Raw genomic sequence first — 22,754 nt, forward strand, 5'->3', positions numbered from 1 at the left:
GCATTGTGTAAGAAAATTCCTATTTTGATACTGTTAATGTGTAAAATAATTATGAATATTCATTAAGAGAGGGATTACATATGGAGAATAATTTAGATAGAATTAGGGATCAACGTTTAAAAGATCGAGTAGTTACACCTGAAGAAGCAGCTTCATGGATTGAAAGTGGAATGACTTTAGGTTTAAGTGGATTTACACGCGCTGGGGATGTAAAAGCAGTCCCATTTGCACTTGTAAACCGAGTGAAGAATGATAAATCTTTTAAAGTGAATGTTTATACAGGGGCTTCCTTAGGTTCGGATGTAGATAAATTATTTGCTGAGGCAGGAATTTTAGGGAAAAGATTGCCCTTCCAAGCTGATGCGACTATGCGAAAAGGAATTAATAACGGAGACTTTTTATTTGTGGATCAGCACTTATCTCATACAGCAGAGTTACTCCGTGCTGACGTTATGGATATAGATGTCGCTATTTTGGAAGCGGTTGCGATTACTGAAGATGGCATGATTATTCCAACCACTTCAATTGGAAATTCCTTAGCATTCTCCTTACATGCTAAGTCCATTATTATTGAAATGAATATGGCTCAATCTACGCAACTAGAGGGGCTACATGATTTATATGAACCAGGTAAACAAGGGGAAAGACTCCCAATTCCGCTCGTAAAAACGGATGATCGAATTGGAACAATCGGTATTCCGATTGATGCTGAAAAAGTGAAGGGAATTGTGTTTACGAATCAACTGGATTCGCCATCGACAATTGTTCCTCCAGATGAAGAAACTGTCATTATGGCACAGCATTTAATAGAGTTCCTTCGAGAAGAGGTTAAAGTAGGTCGATTAACAAATCGTTTAGCGCCGTTACAATCTGGAATTGGTTCAGTTGCTAATGCAGTATTGCACGGTATGCTAGATTCGGAGTTTGAAAATTTAGAAGTGTATTCTGAAGTTTTACAGGATGCGGTCTTTGATCTAATGGATGCTGGGAAAGTCAATTTTGCTTCCTGCTGCTCCATCACGCTTTCTGAAGAGAAAATGCAACAAGTATTTTCTAACTTTGAAAAATATCGTGATAAATTAATGATGCGCCCGCAAGAGATTTCTAATCATCCTGAAATCATTCGTCGCCTTGGATTAATCTCGATTAATACTGCTTTAGAATTAGATATATACGGAAATGTTAATTCTACTCACGTTTTAGGTACAAAAATGATGAACGGTATTGGTGGTTCTGGCGATTTTGCAAGAAATGCGCGTTTAGCTATCTTTGTTACTAAATCGATTGCAAAAGGCGGCAACATTTCAAGTATCGTTCCTTTCGTTTCGCATGTAGACCATACGGAACACGATGTAGATGTTATCGTCACTGAACAAGGGTATGCGGACTTAAGAGGACTAGCGCCAAGAGAAAGAGTGGAACTAATTATTGAGAATTGCGTACATCCAATGTATCGTGACCAGCTAAGAGCTTATTTCGAAGAAGCACAAACAAGAGGTGGACAAACCCCTCATGTTTTAGAAAAAGCTTTTTCTTGGCATACGAATTATGCTAAAAATGGAACAATGCTTGAAGCAGTAGTAGAAAATATATAGTTATGTAGTATAAAAATAGTAAAACAAATGACTCTCAATATAATATGCCATAAAGGTTAAAAGAAAAAGAACGTCAATTTTCAGGAATGGCGTTCTTTTTCTTTTCAAAAATTGTTACCTATAATAAAGATTTATAAAAGTAATCTCTTATTTACGGAAATAAGAGGTTTTTTAAATTACTTTTCGAATCATTTTAAGAGTTTATATATTGAATGTGAGGAGAAAGAATCATGAAGATAAGAAAAGCGTTATTAAGTGAAGTAAATGAATTAAGTGAACTCGCACTACATTCAAAAGCAACGTGGAACTATAGCGAAGAATTCATACTTGCTTGTAAGGAAGATTTAACAATTACCGATGAGTACATAAAAAATAATTTTGTATATGTTTTAGAAAACGATAATACGATGATTGGATTTTTTTCATTTTTACGTAATGAAAATGCTCTCGATTTCCTATACATTCATCCTCGTTACAAAGGGAAAGGGTACGGGAAAATACTTTGGGAGTATGTAATAGAAAAAGCAAATGAACTAGGAATAAAAAGTTTTACAATTGATAGTGATCCGAATGCAAAAGGGTTTTACTTGAAGATGGGAGCAAAGTTAATCGGGGAAACACCATCAACGGTTTTTAAGGAACGATTACTGCCTCTTTTGAAATATGATGTGTAAAACAATTAATAGTAGGAGAAGCTGAAAATGGATCATATAAAGAGAAAAAGAATATATGAAGCACTAATAAAATCGTGGTCGATTGAAACGAGTTCAAAGTGGACAAGTGAAAATTCAGCAAAGGGACAGTGTGGTGTAACGGCTTTAGTCATTCAAGATATATGCGGAGGGCAAATCAAGAAGACAAAAATAGGAGAGGTGTGGCACTTTTATAACTGTATAGATGGGAAGAGGCTTGATTTTACAGGGGCTCAATTCAATAGAGAAATGGATTATATGGATGAGAAATCAAATCGGGAAGAAGCATTTGCGGATACAAATGAAAAACAATATAGCATTTTGAAGGAAAAGATAATGAAAGAATTCAAATTATCTTTTGACTCTTAATCTTTAATAAGTTACTATAATGGTGGTAACTTATTAAAGGGAACTTCATAGAGTTGAAAGGGGAAATACTTTTGAAAACAACTTATGTAAACGCTACAATCGTAACGATGAATGAACAAAACGAAGTGATAGAAAATGGATATATCATTGTAGAAAATGATCAAATTATAGATGTAAAGAGCGGAGAATTCGCTAATGATTTTGAAGTAGATGAAGTAATTGATATGAAAGGAAAGTGGGTTTTACCAGGGCTTGTAAATACACATACACACGTTGTAATGAGTCTCTTAAGAGGTATTGGCGATGATATGTTATTACAACCATGGCTGGAGACGAGAATTTGGCCACTTGAAGGTCAGTTTACGCCAGAGCTTGCGGTTGCTAGTACGGAATTAGGATTACTTGAAATGGTGAAAAGTGGTACAACATCATTCTCTGATATGTTTAATCCAATTGGAGTAGATCAAGATGCAATTATGGAAACGGTATCAAAGAGTGGGATGCGAGCTGCTGTTTCAAGAACTTTATTTAGCTTCGGAAAGAAGGACGATGAGAAGAAAGCGATTGAAGAAGCTGAAAAATATGTGAAGCGTTACTATAACGAAAGTGGTATGTTAACTACGATGGTTGCGCCGCATAGTCCATATACATGTTCTACAGAACTGTTAGAAGAGTGTGCTCGTATTGCAGTAGAAAATCAAACGATGGTTCATATTCATCTTTCGGAAACAGAGCGTGAAGTACGTGATATTGAAACACAGTACGGAAAACGTCCAGTAGAATATGCAGCAAGTTGCGGTTTATTTAAACGCCCAACAGTTATTGCACACGGTGTAGTATTAAATGAAAATGAGCGTGCATTTTTAGCAGAACATGATGTTCGAGTAGCTCATAACCCGAATAGTAATTTAAAACTAGGTTCTGGTATAGCGAATGTAAAAGCGATGCTAGAAGCAGGAGTGAAAGTAGGAATTGCAACAGATAGTGTGGCATCTAATAACAATTTAGATATGTTTGAAGAAATGCGTATAGCGACTTTACTACAAAAAGGTATTCATCAAGATGCAACAGCATTACCAGTTGAAACGGCTCTTACACTTGCGACTAAAGGAGCTGCTGAAGTAATCGGCATGAAACAAACAGGATCACTTGAGGTTGGAAAGTGTGCCGATTTTATTACGATTGATCCGTCTAATAAGCCGCATTTACAACCAGCAGATGAAGTGTTATCACACCTTGTATATGCCGCTAGTGGAAAAGATATAAGCGATGTAATTATTAACGGAAAACGTGTCGTTTGGAATGGTGAATGTAAAACGTTAGATGAAGAGCGTATTATATTTGAAGCGAGTCGTTATAAACGAGGTTTACAAAGATAGGTAATTATATGTAGTTGAAAAAGCTATCCTTTTTTAAAAGGATAGCTTTTTTCTTGAACGAATAAATATTCAAAAGAATGTCGCATCTTTCTGTTCATATTTCTGCTATAATATATAACGCTTTATAATATTTTATACTTAAGGAGAACAATTCATGAAGCAAAAAAAGAGCCATTTAATGGTAATGGCACTTGTTACAACTTTATTATTAACAGCTTGTAATAATAAAGCGAATAAAAGTGATGCAGAAGCTAAAAAACAAGTGTTAAATGTAACAGTATCAGAAGAAATTCCTTCTCTTGATACTGCGAAAACGATGGATGGTACATCAGCGCACGTTATGCAAAACATATTTGAAGGTTTGTATGTATTAGATGATCAAGATCAGCCTATTCCAGCGGTAGCAAAATCGTTTAAAAGAAGTAAAGATGGTAAAAAATATACATTTGATTTGCGTAAAGATGCAAAATGGTCAAATGGAGACAGTGTGACAGCAAATGATTTTATGTTTGCGTGGAAACGTGCAATTAAACCTGAAACAGCATCTCAATATGCGTACATGCTCTTTCATGTGAAAAATGCGAAAGAAATTAATAAAGGAACAATGCCTCTTGATACACTTGGGGTTAAAGCAATAAATGATTATACGTTAGAAGTGGAACTCGAACAGCCAATTCCGTATTTTTTACAGTTGTTAGCACTGCCGATTTACTTACCACAGCATGAATCATTTTTGAAAGAACAAGGAAAGAATTATGCATTGGAACCTAGTAATCTCATATATAACGGGCCATTTGTATTAGAGAAGTGGAAGCATGAACAAGAGTTTCAATTAAAGAAGAATGCTACATATTGGGATCAAAAGAAAGTGAAATTAGACGAAATAAACTTTCAAATTGTAAAAGATACAATGACGGTTGTTAATTTATACGAAGCTGGTGATTTGGATCGAGTGCCTATTAATTCTCAATTTGTAGACAAGTATAAGGGAAGTAAGGACTTACATATGTCGAGCGATTCAGGAATTGCTATGCTACGTTTTAATGAAAAAAATAGTGCGTTAGCAAATAAAAAGGTGCGTCAATCTATTTCATTCGCGTTAAATAAAGAAGATTTCGTTGCTCACTTTATTAATAACGGGGCAAAACCTGCAAGCGAACTTGTACCGGCTGGTCATATAAATGAAGAGACTGGCAAAGATTTTAGAAAAGAAAACGGAGATCTTTCTTCATATGATTTGCAAAATGCGAAAAAGATTTGGGAAGAATCGAAAAAAGAGCTTGGAGTAGAACAAGTAAACCTAGAGTTTTTAACGTTTGAACAAGATAATGCAAAACGTATAGCAGAATATATAAAAGGTGACTTAGAAAAGAATTTGCAAGGATTAACGATACAAATTAAACAACAGCCATTTAAGCAAAAATTACAGTTAGAACAAACAGGAGATTACGATATATCTATGGCAAATTGGGGACCGGATTATAAAGACCCAATTAGTTATTTAGAACTCTTTACGACGGATAATCAGAATAACAAAATGAATTATTCTAACCTTCACTACGATGAATTAATAAAGAAAGCGAAAAGCGATTTTGTACTAGATCAAAAGAAAAGATGGGAAGCATTGCAAGAGGCCGAGCGTATTCTGCTAGAGGATGCTGCAGTTGCACCGCTTTATCAAATGGGATCAGCCTACGTACAAAAGGATTATGTAAAAGGAATTGAGAAGCATCAATTTGGTGGTGTTTATACGTATAAGAATGCTTATATCGCTAATGAATAAATACAAAAAACCTTACTTTTTAAAAAGTAAGGTTTTTTTAAAGAGTACATGGAATAAGGGAATACAGTACAAATCAGCATAAAAACAATCTCTTGTTGTAACTATGTTTGTTTTTAATTATATAAAAAATATTAAATTATATATTTTGTCATTGATATACTTAAAAGGTAAATGAGGTATTAAGATGAATCGATAGCGATGTTTGTGTATAATTATTTGAGTATTATAAAAATAAGGGAGCTTAAGTATTTGAATTGAACGGGCTTTTTCTATATGAATTAATTGGTATGTATAATACTTGGGGATATTAATTTGGGAATCTAGGGGGATCCTTTGAAGCTAGAAAAAGCAGAGTCAAATTCCATGTACCATTAGGTCCTGATGTAGGTTTATGGGATTTGGTTTAGAAGTTAATGTTAAGGAATAAAGGGGATAATTAGTATGAAAAAGAAAATAAAAAGATTTAAATATTTTATGGTTGTATTAGCCTGTATTGCAATTTTGGGTACAATTTTACCTAATGCATTAGATCCAAATGAAACATTAGCAGGTAACATCTCAGTTGCAGTTTTTGGTACAATGGGTACTTGTTTATTATTTTCTATTACTTATTTTATTATAAAAACAGTTATTTTAAGAGGTGGGAAATAAGATGGTACAAAATTTAGAGTTAGAAATTTAATTCATATACATAAAAAAGGAGAATTTCTATGAAATTACTACGTTTATTTATGATTCTCACTCTTGTTGTATTGTTAAGCGCATGCAATACAGCAACACAAGTCACAAAGGTTCAAAAAAATGGCGAAACGACTTTAAAAATTGGTTCGTTGCAAGGGTATTACGATGTGCAAACGATTAAAGCTGAAAAAGGAAATGTGGAAATTCCTTATGAAGCAGCCGTTGAAGAAGGTACGATTTTATTGCAAGTTACAAAAGGTGATAAGGTTATTTATGAAGAAGAAGTCACTTCTCAACAAGAAGGTCTGCTTTCTTTTGAAGCGCCAAAATCCGGATCATATGATTTAATTGTACGAGTGAAGGGTGAAAAAGAGAAAGCAAAAGAAATTCAAATACATACTAAGCTATGAAAAAATGGCAAGTGGAGTGCACCCGCTTGCCGTTTCTATTTTCGGTTGATTCTATCACAACAAATGTTTATTAATGTAAGAAATGCTTCGCTGCGCCCTGCTGTTTATTCCGCCGAAATTCCTGATGAAGTTAAAATAAGAGATGAACAAAAGAATGTGTTACAAACTTGGCATGTTAGAAACGAAATTGATAACTCTCTTTTACATGATAAAAAGACTCGGTTTGATGCATTTGTATTTGAAAGAGATATAGATGGTAAAGGGGGCATAAGGTGATAATCTTTTTAGAGAAGATATCCCAGACCATACTACTGAAATTGATTATATATGGGGGTAAATAAGGTGAAAAATATTGAGATTCTAAATAAATACATTGAAGGGTTTTCTAATATTCTCCCTACGTGGTTAAAGTATCTAATCGAGGCAGAGGAGATACATCAAAACTATGAGAATGTACAAGTACTTGGTGAATTAAAAACAGATGCGGTGTTGTACTATGTACACCGTACGCTGCAAGTGTTAGATGGATTGTCTTTAGATGAAGAAGCGTATCGCATTATTGAAAAAGTACTAACGTATAGTGAGCTTGCAAAGGTAGGCTCTTTAAAACAGCGAGAGAAATGGAAGAAGAACGGAATCAATCTATTGGTACATAACGAGGGTTCTGCTGATATCTTTAGTGATATTCAGTTTATCGAACATATAGAGACAAACTTAAACTCTACTGAGTATTTGTTTGTTCGAGATTTAATTAGAACACATGGATTAATCGGGCAGTATATCCGCGGAGAGGCTCGTTTGAACTCTCATATTGATTTAATTGACACATATAAAGAAGAATACGGAGACGTTAGGTTAAAGGAGATTCTATACTATCTTAATCAATGTATTATTGAAGGTGTATCAAAATCTTTGTGGAGCGAAGTAAAGAACGATGTGAAGATTACAATTGATGGGCTATTTGATGGTTATGTGGAGCCATTTACTTCTCGTGTACATAGACTCACGCCAAAACATAAGGAGTCAGTATTTGAAAAAGATATAATTATGGGGAGCGAGAAGAGAAACGTTCAAACATTTTTATCTGATAAGGATTTGTGGTATGTAGAACCGTCTATGCATGCCCTTAGCTTCGAGGATATTTGGACAGTTTTTGTTATGTTAAAGAACGAGATAGGAACTAGAAAGGTTCAACATATCCATTTCGAGAAATTGATGCAGCAGTTGCACTATGATTTCAAAGGTGAGAAGAAGGACAATGTGTATCGTAAGCGGGTTATTGAGAAGTATCTACGGGAGTACCGTGAGAACGAGAAGCCGGATACAACACATGTTTCTTTTGAGATTAAAGTCGATGAAGATATGAAGACTGCGTATGTGTCGTTTCAGTTTTCTGCTGTAGGTGAGGCGTTAATCATCTTCTGTGTAGAGGCAGAAAAGATAGATATGATGCATGCTCGAGCAAATGTACTGCTCTTTGATTTCTTCGGGTTACGAAAGGACGCATATGATAGATTCCATAACGAAGAAGTGTATTTGGAACATATGAATAGTTCGGCTGATGATAAACGAATTATTCTTGATTATATAAAGGGAGATACGGTTGTAGATGTTGGAGCTGGTGGTGGTGTTATGCTAGACATGATTGAAGAAGAGACCGAAAATAAACGAATCTACGGTATCGATATTTCCGAAAACGTGATTGATACGTTGAAAAAGAAGAAACAGGACGAAGGTCGTTCTTGGGACGTCATTAAAGGGGATGCAATCAACTTAGGTAGTTCGTTTGATAAAGAATCGGTTGATACGATTGTATATTCTTCTATCCTTCATGAACTGTTCTCTTATATCGAGTATGAAGGGAAGAAATTCAATCATGAAGTAATTAAAAAGGGGTTACAGAGTGCTTACGAGGTGATAAAGCCAGGAGGTCGTATTATCATTCGTGATGGCATCATGACTGAAGATAAAATGTTAATGCGTGTGATTCATTTTAAAGATGCAGGTGGAATGAAGTTCTTAGAGCAGTATGTCCGTGAATTTAAGGGGCGTATAATCCAGTATGAGGTACTTGCAGACAATACAGTCAAAATGCCTGTTAACGATGCGATGGAGTTCTTATATACGTATACATGGGGTGAGGATTCCTTTGTTCACGAGGTGCAAGAGCAGTTTGGAATCTTTACGCCAAACGACTATAAGGATTTCGTAAAGGGTATCTTTGGAGATAAAGTAAACATCGTTCAAGCTATGAACTATTTACAGGATGGATATACACAACATCTTAGCGAGAAAATCGATTTTAAAGATGAGTCTGGGAATGCGGTTGTGCTACCGGATAGTACGTTCTTTATGGTTTTAGAAAAGAGGTAATGATATTGAAAACTTATAAAAAGTTTAGTTTGTGGGTTTCGATATGTTTGTGGAGGATCTCGTTCTAAATCATATGCAATGACGGGAGATTACATGGAAAGCGAACCTTTCTGTGTATACATTCCAAAAGCATTGCGAAAACAGAAAAAGAACGTAAACAAAGGGACATGAGTAAGAATATGCTCATGCCCTTTGTTTAGATTATATAATTTATTGTACTTCGCATCAGTCGTATGATGATCTAAGAAATGAAAAACGCTCGGTTTCCCATCTTTCGTTAAAAATCCACTATCTTGATTCATTATGCTGAAACGAGTTTTTACGTATAATTTCTATTAAACTCATTTTAATAAAGAATAATAATTTGTATCATATGGGATATCATCTTGATACATATAATTTTTTAGAACGCCTTCTTTTTCAAATCCTAATTTTAATAGCACTTTATTGGAAGCCTCATTTTCAAGAAAGACAATTGCCCCAATCCGCTTTAAGTGAAGTGTGTGGAAACCGTATGATATAACGTCAGAAACAGCTTCCGTCGCATATCCTTTTCCCCAGTGTTCAGGGAGAAAGGCATAACTTATATTAGCTCGTTTATGCTCAGAAGACCAATCGTGAAAACCAATGGTACCAATGAGTTCTTTCTTGCCTTTTAATTCAATTCCCCACTTTATACCACTTCTTGCATTGTAACTCAGCTTAAAGTTATGAATGACTTGTTTCACATGATCAACATTTTGTAATGGTTTTTGGCCATAATAGCGCAGTACGTCAGTATTAGAAAAGCATTGTAGTATACTCGGTGCATCTTCTTCGGTAAGTTCTCGTAAAATGAGTCGGTCGGTTTTTAATATAGGAAACATACTTTCACTCCATTTCTTCTGAAACTAGAATGTGTTGTTATTATATAATTTAGTCTGAAAATAAAGATTATTCAAGAGGGAAGTATGGTTTTAATTTGTGATAAAATTGATTGTGGAATATATTTCAAAAAGAGGTTTGTATATGGAGAAAAACTCAATTTTAATTGTAGATGATGATCAAGATATTGTTCGATTTGTTAACGCGAATTTAATGCAAGAAGGTTTTAAAGTTTTTAGTGCTCATAACGGAGAAGAGGCTTTAAAAATAATAAATAATAACAGTATTCAACTTGCTATTTTGGATATTATGATGCCACATATGGATGGGATAGAATTGTGTAGAAGGATTAGAGAGAAACATAGTTTACCAATTATGTTTTTAAGCGCGAAATCATCGGATGTAGATAAAGTAATTGGGTTTAGTACTGGGGCAGATGATTATATTGTGAAGCCGTTCAGTACAATTGAATTTATAGCGAGAGTGAAAGCTCAATTAAGAAGGTATACATATTTCAATCAAAATGCTGCCCAAGTAATAGAAATGAAAATAAACATTAGAGGGTTAGAAATCGATGAAGTGTCGAGAACAGTAATGTTATATGGAGAAACAATCAATCTTACGAAAACTGAATATGATATTTTGTACTTAATGGCCGCTGCAAAGAATCGTGTGTTCACTATTGAAGAAATATATGAGAGCGTTTGGAAAGAAAGAGCCTATGAAAGTAATAATACAGTAATGGTTCATATTGCAAGATTAAGAAATAAAATTGAAGCGAATCCAAAAGAGCCGAAGTTTATTCAAAATGTTTGGGGAGTCGGATATAAAATTGAAGATTAAATCATTACAAGGCATTAGAGCTAAGTTTTTTATCGCATTCATATGTAGCATTTTGTTAGCAACTGTAAGTATAATAGCGTTTCAAATTGTAGTTGGAAATATATATAGTCATATTACTGGATTAGAGGAAAAATATTCATTGTTATATTTAATAGCTTTTTTAACTTTTACTACAATATACTTTGCATTCATGACAAAAACAATGATGAAAAGGTTATCTGAAATAAATAAGAACGTGAAAGAAATAAGTAATGGTAATTTGGAAATACATATACCTATTTCAAAAAATGACGAGATTGGTGAATTAGCAGCGAATGTTAATAGAATGGCTAAAAGTTTAAAAGAGTCTATCGAAAATGAAAAAAATCGCAGGAAATGAAAACTGAAATGATTAGTAATATTTCTCATGACTTACGAACACCTGTAACATCTATAATCGGTTACGCGGACCTGTTAGGAAATCAGCTTCATTCAAATGGAGAAGAATGTGAACAGTATGTAAGTATATTAAAGCGAAAAAGTTATGAATTGAAAAATCAAGTAGATGATTTATTAGAATATTGTCAAATAAATTATAGGGAGATTGAATTAAATAAAAGTGTAGTAAATATGAAAGCGTTCATTGAACAAATCATGATTGATTTTGTACCATTACTAGATGATGCCGATATGAGCTTTTATATTAACGGTGATAAGGAGTTACATGTGGAAGTGGATGTAGCGCTTATGGTGAGGCTGTTCGAAAATGTAATTAATAATAGTATTATGTACGGGAAAGAGGGAAAACAGATTTTGATTCAAATTTCTAAAAGAAACATGAATGTTGAAATAGAAATTGAAAATTTTGGACAATGCATTCCGAATGAGAACCTTCCTTACGTTTTTGAGAAGTTTTATCGTGGTGAAAAATCACGTAGCTCTCATACGGGTGGAAAAGGAATGGGACTTGCAATTGCGAGAAGTATAGGGGAACTTCATAAAGGAGATATTACTGTACGTAGTAACGATAAAGAAACGGTTTTCACTATCGTTTTACCGCAGTATAAAGAAATGTAAGAAAGTCGTAAGTATTTCTTTTGTATGTCGTAATTTTCACTTCGTATCATGTAGAACAAAGATATGAGAGTGGGGATACAACATGTGGAAGAAATATGTATTAGTAATTTTAGTTGCGTTTTTAATTATAAGTTGGAGTGTAGTTTATTTAGCTAATGGTGTTATAATAGTCATTTTTTGGTGGATTATACAAGCATTTAGTTTAGTATCAATCTTTATTTTGATAGGTTCAGTATTACTATTTGTGTGGAAAGGCATTTTCAGAAAGCGAATAGATAGAACGCTACTCTTCATCGTTCTTTTCTCTATAATTGGAGCTTGGCCTTTAGGGTGGTTTGCTAACATAGGCGGACTTGCTTACCCAGCAGATGTACATTCTATGAGCCCTAAAATAGTCGTTCGTTTTCCTTTAAATGAACGAGCACTAGTGGGCTGGGGCGGCGATCGGTTAGAAACGAACTATCACGTTATCAAACCAAATGAACGATGGGCGTATGATATTCTTATTCCGCCTGCTGAAGTGAAAAGTAGTATGTTAGAGGATTATGGAATATATGGGGCGGAAGTAATGGCACCAGCTAATGGAACAGTTGTATCAATCAATAATGATGAAAAAGATATAGTTCCGGGATCGGATGATTTCCAGTCAATGGCGGGGAATCATGTTTATTTACGACTAGACGAATCAGGGACATTTATGGTTCTGGCGCATTTAAAGAAAGACTCAATTAAAGTGAGGGAAGGACAACATGTAAATGAGGGAGAGGTTCTTGCTCAAGTCGGTAACTCAGGAAGTTCAAGTGAGCCGCATTTACATATACATCACCAAAGGCAGGATCCATCCAAGGTGAGTATATTTTTCTCGGAAGGATTACCACTTTACTTTCGAACTGAAAAAGGTGCGATAATGCCAGAAAGAGGTACATACATAAGTGGTAATGAAAAAAGGTATTCCAGTTTTATTGGAATACCTTTTTTCATTATCCTATAAATGTTTGATACAGTAAGAAAATATTTAAAATGATAACAAGTGCAGCAATAATCCAAGCGATAAAGGTTGTTATGCGGTGGTTAACGAGTGCACCCATAATTTTTTTACTGCTTGTAAACATAATAAGTGGTACTAATGCAAAAGCAATACCGAATGATAAGACGACTTGGCTCATGACTAGAGCGTAAGTTGGATTTACTCCTAAAGCGATAATAACTAAGGGTGGAATCATTGTAATAAAGCGGCGTAAATATAACGGAATATGCATTCGAATGAATCCTTGCATAATAATGTCACCTGACATTGTACCGACAGAAGAGCTAGATAGTCCTGCTGATAAGAGCCCAATTCCAAATAAAGCAGCCGATACTGGACCGACTAAAGTACTGAACTGGTTAAAAGCAACATCAAGATCTTCAACATGCAAGCCATTTTTAAAGAATAGTGCAGCAGCAACAATTAACATACTCGCATTAATTGCTCCAGCGATAACCATTGCAATAATGATATCAATAAATTCGAAACGGAAAATCTTTTTCTTTTGTTCGTCAGTTGTTCCAACCACGCGGCGTTGTGTCAATGCAGAATGTAAATAGATTGCATGTGGCATTACTGTCGCACCTAATATCCCTGCTGCAAGTAATATACTGTCTACACCTTGGAATTTCGGAATAAATAGTCCGGAAAGAAGGGGACTTAATTCTGGTTTTGCATAAAAAACTTGGATTCCAAATGCTATTACTACAATAAAAATCATCCCTGTAATAATAGCTTCTAGTGGGCGAAATCCTCTGCGTTGAAACTCAAGAATAATAAATGATCCGACTGCTGTAATTAAAGCAGCTGGTAACATAGGAATTCCAAATAATAAATACAATCCGAGTGCTGCCCCGATAAATTCAGCTAAATCTGTAGCCATAATAACGAGTTCACCTTGTATCCATAAGCCGATAGACACAGGTTTTGGAAAGTGCTCGCGAGCTATTTCAGGTAAATTATTTCCCGTAGCAATTCCTAATTTAGCTGATAAAGTTTGAATTAATACTGCCATTAAGTTAGAAGCGAATATAACCCATAATAGTAAATATCCGTATTGTGAACCAGCTGCGATATTTGTAGCAAAGTTACCAGGGTCAATATAAGCTACGGATGCGATAAAAGCGGGTCCTAAAAACGGTAACAGTCGTTTCCAGCCTTTCGTTTCGCCACTTAAAGCTAAGTGTGCGGATTGAACAGTTGTACTTTGAGAAGAGACTTGTTCATCTTTTGATATATCTTTATTCATAGTAGTTTTCCCCTTTGAAATGTTAACTTGATGAAATTATTGTAAGTATTCTTATTGTTTATTTCAATACATTTAGATGTATTAGATGATATTTTTATTTGAACACAAATGTTTCCTTAGTGCAAATTATATGCCTTGCTGCAATAGATGGTGTCGTGTTATAAAAAATTGGGAGTTTATGGTGTGATGACGTGGGGAAACATAATGAATTAAAGGGCTATTTTTGAAATTTATGTGAACATAAAGCCTATAATACAGCATATTAATTGATGGAATTGCATTTGTATGATATATAATATATTGGGATTACAACTTAACCATAGTGTTTTGATGTGTAATCTTGTTTTTTATTTTTGTTAACTTATAGAAAATAGTATAAAGAGAAGAAAATGGGATGCATAAAACTTTGGATACATTTTCTTATTATATATGTTTTGATATGAACGTTAACTTATACATGATTTTAAAAATTAGATAGGTGGTAGAAATACATTGGCAACTACAAAACCATACAGAGTATTACTATATTACATGTATACAACAATTGAAAACCCTGAAGAATTCGCTGCAGAGCATTTAGCATTTTGTAATTCACTTGAATTAAAAGGAAGAATCCTTGTAGCTAAAGAAGGAATTAACGGAACTTGTTCTGGAACTGTAGAACAAACAGAGAAATACATGGAAGCAATGAACAACGATCCACGCTTTGACGGTATCGTATTTAAAATAGATGAAGAAGAAGGGCACGCATTCAAGAAAATGCACGTACGTCCTCGTCCAGAGTTAGTGACACTTCGTCTAGAAGATGACATTAACCCACACGAAATAACTGGAAAGTATTTAGAGCCAAAAGATTTTTATGAAGCAATGAAACAAGAAGATACAGTTATTATTGATGCACGAAATGATTATGAGTTTGATTTAGGACACTTCAAGGGTGCAATTAAACCAGATATCGAATCATTCCGTGAATTACCAGATTGGATTAGAGAAAACAAAGAAACACTTGAAGGTAAAAAGATTTTAACATACTGTACAGGCGGAATTCGTTGTGAGAAGTTTTCTGGTTGGTTAGTTCGTGAAGGTTACGAAGATGTAGGTCAGCTTCACGGCGGTATTGTAACGTACGGCAAAGACCCAGAAGTACAAGGTGAGCTTTGGGATGGACAATGTTACGTGTTCGATGAGCGTATCTCTGTACCAGTAAACCAAAAAGAGCATGTTATCGTTGGTAAAGACCACTTTACAGGTGAACCTTGTGAGCGCTATGTAAACTGTGCAAATCCAGAATGTAATAAGAAAATTTTATGTTCTGAAGAAAACGAAGCAAAACATTTACGTGCATGTTCTCATGAATGTCGTGTACACCCACGTAATCGTTATATCGTGCAACACGAATTAACTGAAGAGCAAGTAGCTGCTGCATTAGAGAAAATCGAAGCAGGAAAGTAAGATAAATTAGTGTAATAAAAAAGTACTCCAAATTTTATTTTGGAGTACTTTTTTTACTATGCGGTACTTTTTTTGTCAGTTTTTGTCGGTAAGTCGATAGAATTTAAAAATCGCTAATAAAAATTTCATTTACTGAAGCGTACCACGTATTTGTAATTTGAAAATAACCTTCTTTACTTCTTATCATCTTTCTCTTTCACAGCAGAAAGTACAGTTTGTTTTACCCATGATTTTCTTCGTTTATGTTGTAGACTCCATTGGTATAAACTTTGCGCGCCTAAAATAAATGAAATGACTATGCCGCTGATTGCTATTAAAAGTGCGAAAAATTCAAGTGGCGACGAGATTTTGTTTGAATCGGTGTTTCTTAAAAGATCAATCATAGTAAACCCTAACATTTGGCCTACTACAGAGTAGAGCGTTAAAATTAATAGTAAAAGGCTATCTTTTTTAGAAGCGACATTTTCTTGATATTTAAACAAACTATCGAGATTTTGTTTTGCATTCGAGTAAAGTACTTCAATATTAAATAGTTTTCTTAAGCGGAAAAAAATATCTTCACTCTGTGATTGGGATACTAACTCTAAAGAAAAGTAATTCGCTGTAAATGAATTGATTGAATAAATTAATTTCTCTATTTCATTTGTATCTTGATCAATGTTTAGTTCAGCATAAGCGTTTGCCATCTTTAATAAAACAACTTTATGAAATAGATTTAATAACAAAGCGTAATAAAACTCTCCGTACATTTGACTAGCAAGTTTAGCGAATTCGTGTTCATCCTCGTTTGTTATACATGTGAAAATATGTTCTTCCATAATAAAGTAGCGATTAGGAGCCCATCTTTGATAAGAATGTTTTGTTAAATAATCTTGAATATAAGGAACATTATTTGCGCTAATATAGGGCTTGCCATTGTCTGTTAATCCGGAAAGACTGGAAGCTCGGTATACATCGATTACATGAAGGTCTGACTTTTTGTTTATGGATAATAAAGTTTGTACATACATTCGTTGATCTTCAAAGAAGGGGAATGTTTGAAAGTAAGAACTCCGCAATCTCTTTTTCTCAAAGAAGTCTGTTAAGCCATGAAATAAATCGCCGAATATGAGCTTCTCTACTTGTGAATATTGTTTTCCGTTACATTCAATACAGATAGTTTCAGTTGTATCATTTTTAGTTTCAAGGACACGGAAGCGGGCGGCAAATTCGATTGCTTCTGACAATGTCATGTTTGGAGCGGTTTCTACTTCTGTCCGAATTGTTAAGAAGCCAAGCTCATAAGGACAAAGTGTTACGTCAATAGAATGAATTTTGAATGGAACGGAAATCAAATTTGTTGTTAAATGTCCAGTTAAGTTAAGGTCTTTAGAATAGCGCTGCAATCCTTTTTGGTGCTCTGAGTGAGGAAATAGAATTTTATTTGTAAATGAAAGATAGTATGCTTCCATATTTTGATGTGAAACTTGAAACTTTCCGTAGTATGTATTTTCATTTTCAAGATGATCGAGTCGAAAAGGGCGAAAATCATTTTTCTGTAAGAAAGGGAACATATTTTGTTCATATCCGGTTTTAAAAGAAAACGGGAATATAAATTGAAATATAGCTGTTGCTACATCTTTTTCCTCGATTGTCTGTATTGCCTCCATTTACATTGTTTCCTTTCATATATGCTATAAAAACAACATGCCCAAATTTATTTGAAAATAACCACTGTTTTATACTTGATTAAGAATGAAAATTCAGCTTATTTAGTAGAGGACATGTATAATGTTATGTATACTACATGTTATAAAATTGTATTTTGAAAAGGGGGATGTTGTATGCGTATTTTAGTATTAGGAGCTGGTGGCGTCGGAGGATTTTTTGGTGGCCGATTAGTCGAAAAAGGGGAAGATGTTACGTTTCTTGTTCGTAGTAAAAGAAAACAGCAATTAGAGGAAAAGGGACTTGTTATTCGTAGTGTGAATGGGGATTTTTCCTTCCAACCGAAATTAATAACGAAAGAAGATCGAACTTCTCCATTTGATGTCATTTTATTTTCAACAAAAGCGTATCACTTAAACGGGGCGATTCAAGATTTGAAGCCGTTTGTAGGTGAAAATACTGTCATCATTCCATTGTTAAATGGTATTGCTCATGTATCACTATTACAAAAAGAATTTGGTGAAGAGAAAGTGATTGGCGGTCTATGTTTTATCGAGACGACGTTAAACGATCAAGGAGAAATTGTACAAACTAGCGCTGCCAACAGACTTCTGTTTGGAGAAATGAAGTTTCAAGATTCAGAGAGAATACAGCATATTGCTAAAGCATTTGCAGGTACGAAATCTAGTTTTGTTTTAAGTGAAAATATTACGCAAGATATGTGGCATAAATATTTATTTATTACTGTAATGTCAGGTGTGACAACATTAATGCGTGCACCAATAGGACCGATTCGTGAAAGCGAAGGTGGACGTGATTTTATTCAAAACTTATTTGAAGAATGTGTGCAAATCATGAGATATATAGGGGCACCAATTAAGGAAGATATTGCCCAGGAACATATGAAAACAATTGATAAAATTTCGTATGATATGAAGTCATCGATGCAGCGTGATATGGAAAAAGGTTCGTCCATTGAAGGGAAGCACATACAAGGATACTTACTAGATGTAGCAGAACAGTTTTCTATGGAAGCACCATTATTGGGTGCGGTATATCAAAATTTAAAAGTGTATGAAGAAATGATCTTTAACAAATCAGCAATAGAATTGGATGTATGAAAAAATAAAAAAGAAAGCAATATATAAGTGTATTGCTTTCTTTTTTTATGACAACTTATTTATTTCTTTTCGTTCTATCTGTCAAATTTATTTCCTGTTCACGTTTACCGTATAATTGATTAATTTCATTTGCTAATGCATCTAAATAGGAATCGGAAAAAATAGGCTTCTTTTCTTTAGACATATGGGTCTCCTTTATCGTTTTTTAGTATTCATTATGTATATTTACCAGCGGATTATGCGCAATCATTTTATTTTTTTCTTTTTCAAAATTTTTGTTTACATTTTGAAAATAAAGGAGTATTATAATCCACAGTTTCAATTTTCTAAATCGCTGAAACCGCATGGTGCGGGGGACCCGTTCTTATGGATTAGTACTTAATCCAATGGGGTGAATCCTTGAAAAAGGTAGGGCTACTCATAGGCCCGAATCCGACAGCTAACCTCGTAAGCGTTATATTGAGAAGGAAGGTGGAGCTTGTGCGACAAAAAATATAATGTCTACAAGTCTATTTCGTTATGGCTTGTAGACATTTTTGTTTTCTGAAGAAATTGTTTATCCGCTGTAACTAGCAGAATCGTTCGTACAAAATTATTGGAGAGTGGACAGCATTGGTTTCATCTATTAAAAGGTTTTTAATTGGAAGACCGTTAAAATCAACTGAGTTAGGAGAGCAAAAGCTTAATAAAACGAAGGCGTTAGCCATTTTATCTTCTGACGCATTGTCATCGGTTGCATACGGACCAGAGCAAATTTTAATTGCTTTAGCAGGTCTTGGAGCGATTGCTTATTGGTATTCAATTCCAATCGCTGTTGGGGTATTAGTGTTATTGACAGCCCTTATTTTATCTTATCGTCAAATTATTTTTGCTTATCCTCATGGCGGAGGCGCGTATGTTGTATCAAAAGAAAATTTAGGGATGAATCCAGGGTTAATAGCTGGAGGATCTTTATTAGTCGATTATATTTTAACTGTTGCAGTAAGTGTGTCCGCAGGTACAGATGCGCTCACATCAGCTTTTCCAAGTTTACATGCACATAATGTAATCATTGCGATTATATTTGTTATATTGATTACTATTTTAAATTTAAGAGGGGTAACGGAATCAGCTTCCGTTTTAGCATATCCGGTTTATTTATTCGTTCTAGCACTATTTATATTAATTGGGGTAGGGATATACAATATTTTAACTGGTCACGTTTCACCGACTTTACACACGCCGATTGGAACGCCGGTTGCGGGAATTAGTTTGTTCTTACTGCTACGAGCATTTGCATCGGGTAGTTCGGCTTTAACAGGTGTTGAGGCAATCTCTAACGCAATTCCAAACTTTAAGGATCCTGCACCTAACAATGCAGCGAAAACATTGCTTGCAATGGGTGCATTACTTGCCGTTTTATTTTCAGGAATTGTCTTTTTAGCTTATTATTACGGAATTAATCCAAGTAAGGAAGTAACAGTTGTTTCACAAATTGCTGAACAAACTTTTGGACGTAATTTCATGTACTATTTCATACAAGGTACAACTGCTTTAATATTAATTCTTGCTGCTAATACAGGTTATTCTGCATTTCCACTATTAGCAGTTAACCTTGCAAAAGACAAATTTATACCGAGAATGTTTACGATTAGAGGAGACCGCCTAGGTTACTCAAACGGTATTATTATACTTGGGATAGCTTCGATTATTTTAATTGTAGCTTTCCAAGGGCAAACAGAACATTTAATCCCGTTATATGCAGTAGGTGTATTTATTCCATTTACACTTTCTCAAACGGGTATGGTATTAAAATGGCTTCGTGAAAAACCTGAAGGATGGGCTTTGAGATTAACAGTTAATTTAATTGGTGCAGTTATTAGTTTTATCGTAATGAGCATGTTCTTTTTAACTAAATTTGCACAAGTTTGGTCAATCCTTATTTTCTTACCTGCCATCATCTTCTTGTTCCATAGAATTAAGAAGCATTACGATGCAGTGGGCGATCAATTGAGTTTAAAAACTTGTGAACCACTTGTTCCAATTGAGGGAAATGTAATTGTCGTTCCTGTAGCGGGCATGACTCATGTGGTGGAAAATTCATTGAACTATGCGAAGGCTCTTTCTGCAGATCAAGTTATCGCTGTATATGTTGCTTTTGACAGAGAAGAGGAAAAGAAATTTGAAGAGAAATGGAAGAAGTGGCAACCTGAAGTAAGACTTGTTACCTTACATTCTCACTATAGAAGTATTATTCAACCGCTAACAAAGTTTATTGATACAGTGCAATATAAAGCGAGTGAATCAAATTACCGAGTTACTGTCGTTATACCACAGTTCATTCCGAAAAAAGGTTGGCATAACATTCTTCATAATCAGTCTAGTTTACTCATTCGTGCGTATTTACTCTATAAAAGAAATGTTGTTATTACAACAGTTCCATATCATTTGAAAAAGTAAGAAGATTTTTTAAGGATAGCTTTACGAAAGTGAAGCTATCCTTTTTGTGTATACGCTATGCATAATTGCATATGAACCTAAAAGATATATTGATATAATTTTTATATCTATAAGTAAGTAGGAGTTTTTGTTGTGATATATGGATATTTCAATTGAAAAAGTGAAGTGGATTATATTTTGAAATAAGGACAGGAAAGCTTGAAAATAAAGGGAATGAAAATACTTCTTTACGATAGATAAATAGCTGTGTTTAAATGACCTTACAGTACAAAACTTACATGAAAACAAAACGAAATTTCATATTTGCGTACGTTATTTAGCTTAAAATGAATAATATTTTTATGTAATATATTCACTGTGTGAATGTGGAAATGGCTATGAAATAGAAATTTTATACAATGTTATTCATACTAATCACATATGAAATGTTTTAGAACGATAAGTGAGTACTGTAGCAATAAAAGTTGGGAGAGATGGTTCGTATATGAATCAAGGTAAGAACGTTCTCTATTTTAACCATCTCAAATTACGTGCAAGAAAATAGAATAATAAAATGCGATAGTAATAGTTGCTAATACATAGGAGGAGTTAAAGTGAAAAAGACTTTAATTACAGGGTTATTGGTTACAGCAGTATCTACGAGTTGTTTTATTCCTGTAAGCGCTTACGCTAAGGAGGGGCAAACAGAAGTGAAAACAGTATATGCACAAAATGTAATTGCTCCAAATACATTATCCAATTCAATTAGGATGTTAGGATCACAGTCACCACTTATACAAGCATACGGATTAGTTATTTTACAACAGCCAGACATTAAGGTAAATGCTATGAGTAGCTTAACAAATCATCAAAAGTTTGCAAAGGCAAATGTACGAGAGTGGATTGATGAATATAATCCGAAGCTAATCGACTTAAATCAAGAGATGATGAGATATAGTACTAGATTTAATAGTTATTATAGTAAGCTCTATGAACTAGCAGGAAACGTAAATGAAGATGAACAAGCAAAAGCAGATTTTACAAATGCATATGGAAAATTACAATTGCAAGTACAAAGCATCCAAGAGAGTATGGAGCAAGACTTATTAGAATTAAATCGATTTAAAACGGTATTAGACAAAGATAGTAGCAACTTATCACTTAAAGCTGATGAAGCAATAAAAACACTACAAGGATCAAGTGGAGATATTGTGAAGTTAAGAGAAGATATTAAAAGAATTCAAGGGGAAATTCAAGCGGAATTAACGACTATTTTGAATAGACCTCAAGAAATTATTAAAGGTTCTATTAATATCGGTAAACAAGTATTTACAATTACAAATCAAACTGCGCAAACGAAAACAATTGATTTCGTTTCTATCGGTACTTTAAGTAATGAAATTGTAAATGCTGCAGATAGCCAAACGAGAGAAGCGGCTCTTCGCATTCAGCAAAAGCAAAAAGAGCTATTACCACTTATTCAAAAGTTATCACAAACTGAAGCAGAGGCAACACAAATTACATTCGTTGAAGATCAAGTAAGTAGCTTTACAGAACTAATCGATCGTCAAATTACAACTCTAGAAACGTTATTAACGGATTGGAAAGTTTTAAACAATAATATGATCCAAATTCAAAAGAATGTTGAAGAAGGCACATATACAGACAGTAGTTTACTTCAAAAACATTTCAACCAAATTAAAAAAGTAAGTGATGAAATGAATAAACAAACGAATCAATTTGAAGATTACGTTACAAACGTTGAAGTACATTAAGCAGAAAAATAATTAGCGAT

General features: G+C 34.2%; 18 protein-coding genes, 2 pseudogenes and 1 riboswitch. Of the genes and pseudogenes, 16 read left to right on the forward strand and 4 right to left on the reverse strand.

Annotated features, from left to right (window positions below; translation table 11 throughout):
- The first annotated feature begins 80 nt into the window (after positions 1-80).
- The 9 genes and pseudogenes from MKX31_RS07295 to MKX31_RS07335 form a co-directional block, all read left to right on the forward strand.
- Complete coding sequence (locus tag MKX31_RS07295; protein ID WP_064476424.1) at positions 81-1,595, forward strand: acetyl-CoA hydrolase/transferase family protein; 1,515 nt, start codon at positions 81-83, stop codon at positions 1,593-1,595.
- A 230-nt stretch (positions 1,596-1,825) separates the two neighbouring features.
- Complete coding sequence (locus MKX31_RS07300) at positions 1,826-2,269, forward strand: GNAT family N-acetyltransferase (protein ID WP_064476423.1); 444 nt, start codon at positions 1,826-1,828, stop codon at positions 2,267-2,269.
- A 27-nt stretch (positions 2,270-2,296) separates the two neighbouring features.
- Entirely contained in the window at positions 2,297-2,656 is a 360-nt protein-coding gene (locus MKX31_RS07305; RefSeq protein WP_340980449.1) for a YunG family protein, read from the forward strand.
- A 53-nt stretch (positions 2,657-2,709) separates the two neighbouring features.
- On the forward strand, positions 2,710-4,035 hold the full coding sequence (locus MKX31_RS07310; protein WP_142289441.1) for a bifunctional S-methyl-5'-thioadenosine deaminase/S-adenosylhomocysteine deaminase: 1,326 nt from the start codon (positions 2,710-2,712) through the stop codon (positions 4,033-4,035).
- A 154-nt stretch (positions 4,036-4,189) separates the two neighbouring features.
- Positions 4,190-5,818, forward strand: a complete 1,629-nt coding sequence (locus MKX31_RS07315) for a peptide ABC transporter substrate-binding protein (RefSeq protein WP_064476420.1) — start codon at positions 4,190-4,192, stop codon at positions 5,816-5,818.
- Between the two features lie 441 nt (positions 5,819-6,259).
- Positions 6,260-6,469, forward strand: coding sequence for a hypothetical protein (locus MKX31_RS07320; RefSeq protein WP_000726954.1), 210 nt, complete (start codon positions 6,260-6,262; stop codon positions 6,467-6,469).
- Positions 6,470-6,528: 59 nt separating this feature from the next.
- Positions 6,529-6,909, forward strand: coding sequence for a BA_1872 family lipoprotein (locus MKX31_RS07325; protein ID WP_000771817.1), 381 nt, complete (start codon positions 6,529-6,531; stop codon positions 6,907-6,909).
- A 327-nt stretch (positions 6,910-7,236) separates the two neighbouring features.
- Complete coding sequence (locus tag MKX31_RS07330; RefSeq protein WP_064476417.1) at positions 7,237-9,282, forward strand: class I SAM-dependent methyltransferase; 2,046 nt, start codon at positions 7,237-7,239, stop codon at positions 9,280-9,282.
- Between the two features lie 27 nt (positions 9,283-9,309).
- Positions 9,310-9,453 (forward strand): annotated as a pseudogene (locus MKX31_RS07335) (radical SAM/SPASM domain-containing protein); the annotation flags it as partial.
- Between the two features lie 170 nt (positions 9,454-9,623).
- Here the strand turns inward: MKX31_RS07335 and MKX31_RS07340 are convergent.
- Positions 9,624-10,148 (reverse strand): GNAT family N-acetyltransferase, encoded by a 525-nt coding sequence (locus MKX31_RS07340; RefSeq protein ID WP_064476416.1) that lies wholly within the window; start codon positions 10,146-10,148, stop codon positions 9,624-9,626.
- Between the two features lie 142 nt (positions 10,149-10,290).
- Between MKX31_RS07340 and MKX31_RS07345 the strand changes: the two genes are divergently transcribed.
- The 3 genes and pseudogenes from MKX31_RS07345 to MKX31_RS07355 all read left to right on the forward strand — a co-directional run bounded on the left by MKX31_RS07345 (position 10,291) and on the right by MKX31_RS07355 (position 13,036).
- Positions 10,291-10,989, forward strand: coding sequence for a response regulator transcription factor (locus MKX31_RS07345; protein ID WP_064476415.1), 699 nt, complete (start codon positions 10,291-10,293; stop codon positions 10,987-10,989).
- Positions 10,979-12,045: pseudogene (locus MKX31_RS07350) on the forward strand (sensor histidine kinase). The gene MKX31_RS07345 and the pseudogene MKX31_RS07350 overlap by 11 nt, the downstream one beginning before the upstream one ends.
- Before the next feature lie 82 nt (positions 12,046-12,127).
- The gene (locus MKX31_RS07355) at positions 12,128-13,036 is read left to right on the forward strand and encodes a M23 family metallopeptidase (protein ID WP_098111536.1); all 909 of its coding nucleotides are present in this window, start codon (positions 12,128-12,130) and stop codon (positions 13,034-13,036) included.
- Here MKX31_RS07355 and MKX31_RS07360 read toward each other — a convergent pair.
- Positions 13,026-14,321: an Nramp family divalent metal transporter gene (locus tag MKX31_RS07360; protein ID WP_262787091.1), complete on the reverse strand. Its 1,296-nt coding sequence runs from the start codon at positions 14,319-14,321 to the stop codon at positions 13,026-13,028. The two genes, MKX31_RS07355 and MKX31_RS07360, sit on opposite strands and share 11 nt — an antisense overlap.
- A gap of 492 nt (positions 14,322-14,813) precedes the next feature.
- Between MKX31_RS07360 and trhO the strand changes: the two genes are divergently transcribed.
- Positions 14,814-15,773, forward strand: a complete 960-nt coding sequence (gene trhO, locus MKX31_RS07365; RefSeq protein ID WP_000246220.1) for an oxygen-dependent tRNA uridine(34) hydroxylase TrhO — start codon at positions 14,814-14,816, stop codon at positions 15,771-15,773.
- Positions 15,774-15,946: 173 nt separating this feature from the next.
- Here the strand turns inward: trhO and MKX31_RS07370 are convergent, their stop codons facing one another.
- The gene (locus tag MKX31_RS07370; protein ID WP_064476412.1) at positions 15,947-17,422 is read right to left on the reverse strand and encodes a hypothetical protein; all 1,476 of its coding nucleotides are present in this window, start codon (positions 17,420-17,422) and stop codon (positions 15,947-15,949) included.
- 174 nt (positions 17,423-17,596) lie between these two features.
- Between MKX31_RS07370 and panE the strand changes: the two genes are divergently transcribed.
- Entirely contained in the window at positions 17,597-18,541 is a 945-nt protein-coding gene (panE, locus tag MKX31_RS07375; RefSeq protein WP_262787090.1) for a 2-dehydropantoate 2-reductase, read from the forward strand.
- Between the two features lie 55 nt (positions 18,542-18,596).
- Here the strand turns inward: panE and MKX31_RS07380 are convergent, their stop codons facing one another.
- Positions 18,597-18,725 carry a hypothetical protein gene (locus MKX31_RS07380; RefSeq protein WP_000031869.1) on the reverse strand — a complete coding sequence of 43 codons (129 nt, stop codon included), beginning with the start codon at positions 18,723-18,725 and terminating at the stop codon, positions 18,597-18,599.
- 138 nt (positions 18,726-18,863) lie between these two features.
- A riboswitch (cyclic di-AMP (ydaO/yuaA leader) is annotated at positions 18,864-19,010 on the forward strand.
- A gap of 143 nt (positions 19,011-19,153) precedes the next feature.
- Between MKX31_RS07380 and MKX31_RS07385 the strand changes: the two genes are divergently transcribed.
- Positions 19,154-20,980 carry an APC family permease gene (locus MKX31_RS07385; protein WP_000254869.1) on the forward strand — a complete coding sequence of 609 codons (1,827 nt, stop codon included), beginning with the start codon at positions 19,154-19,156 and terminating at the stop codon, positions 20,978-20,980.
- Positions 20,981-21,573: 593 nt separating this feature from the next.
- Entirely contained in the window at positions 21,574-22,734 is a 1,161-nt protein-coding gene (gene nheA, locus MKX31_RS07390) for a non-hemolytic enterotoxin NHE subunit A (protein ID WP_046959101.1), read from the forward strand.
- The last annotated feature ends 20 nt before the right edge of the window (positions 22,735-22,754 follow it).

The organism is Bacillus sp. FSL M8-0063, from assembly GCF_038005545.1.
In the GTDB taxonomy this organism is placed as follows: Bacteria; Bacillota; Bacilli; order Bacillales; family Bacillaceae_G; genus Bacillus_A; species Bacillus_A wiedmannii.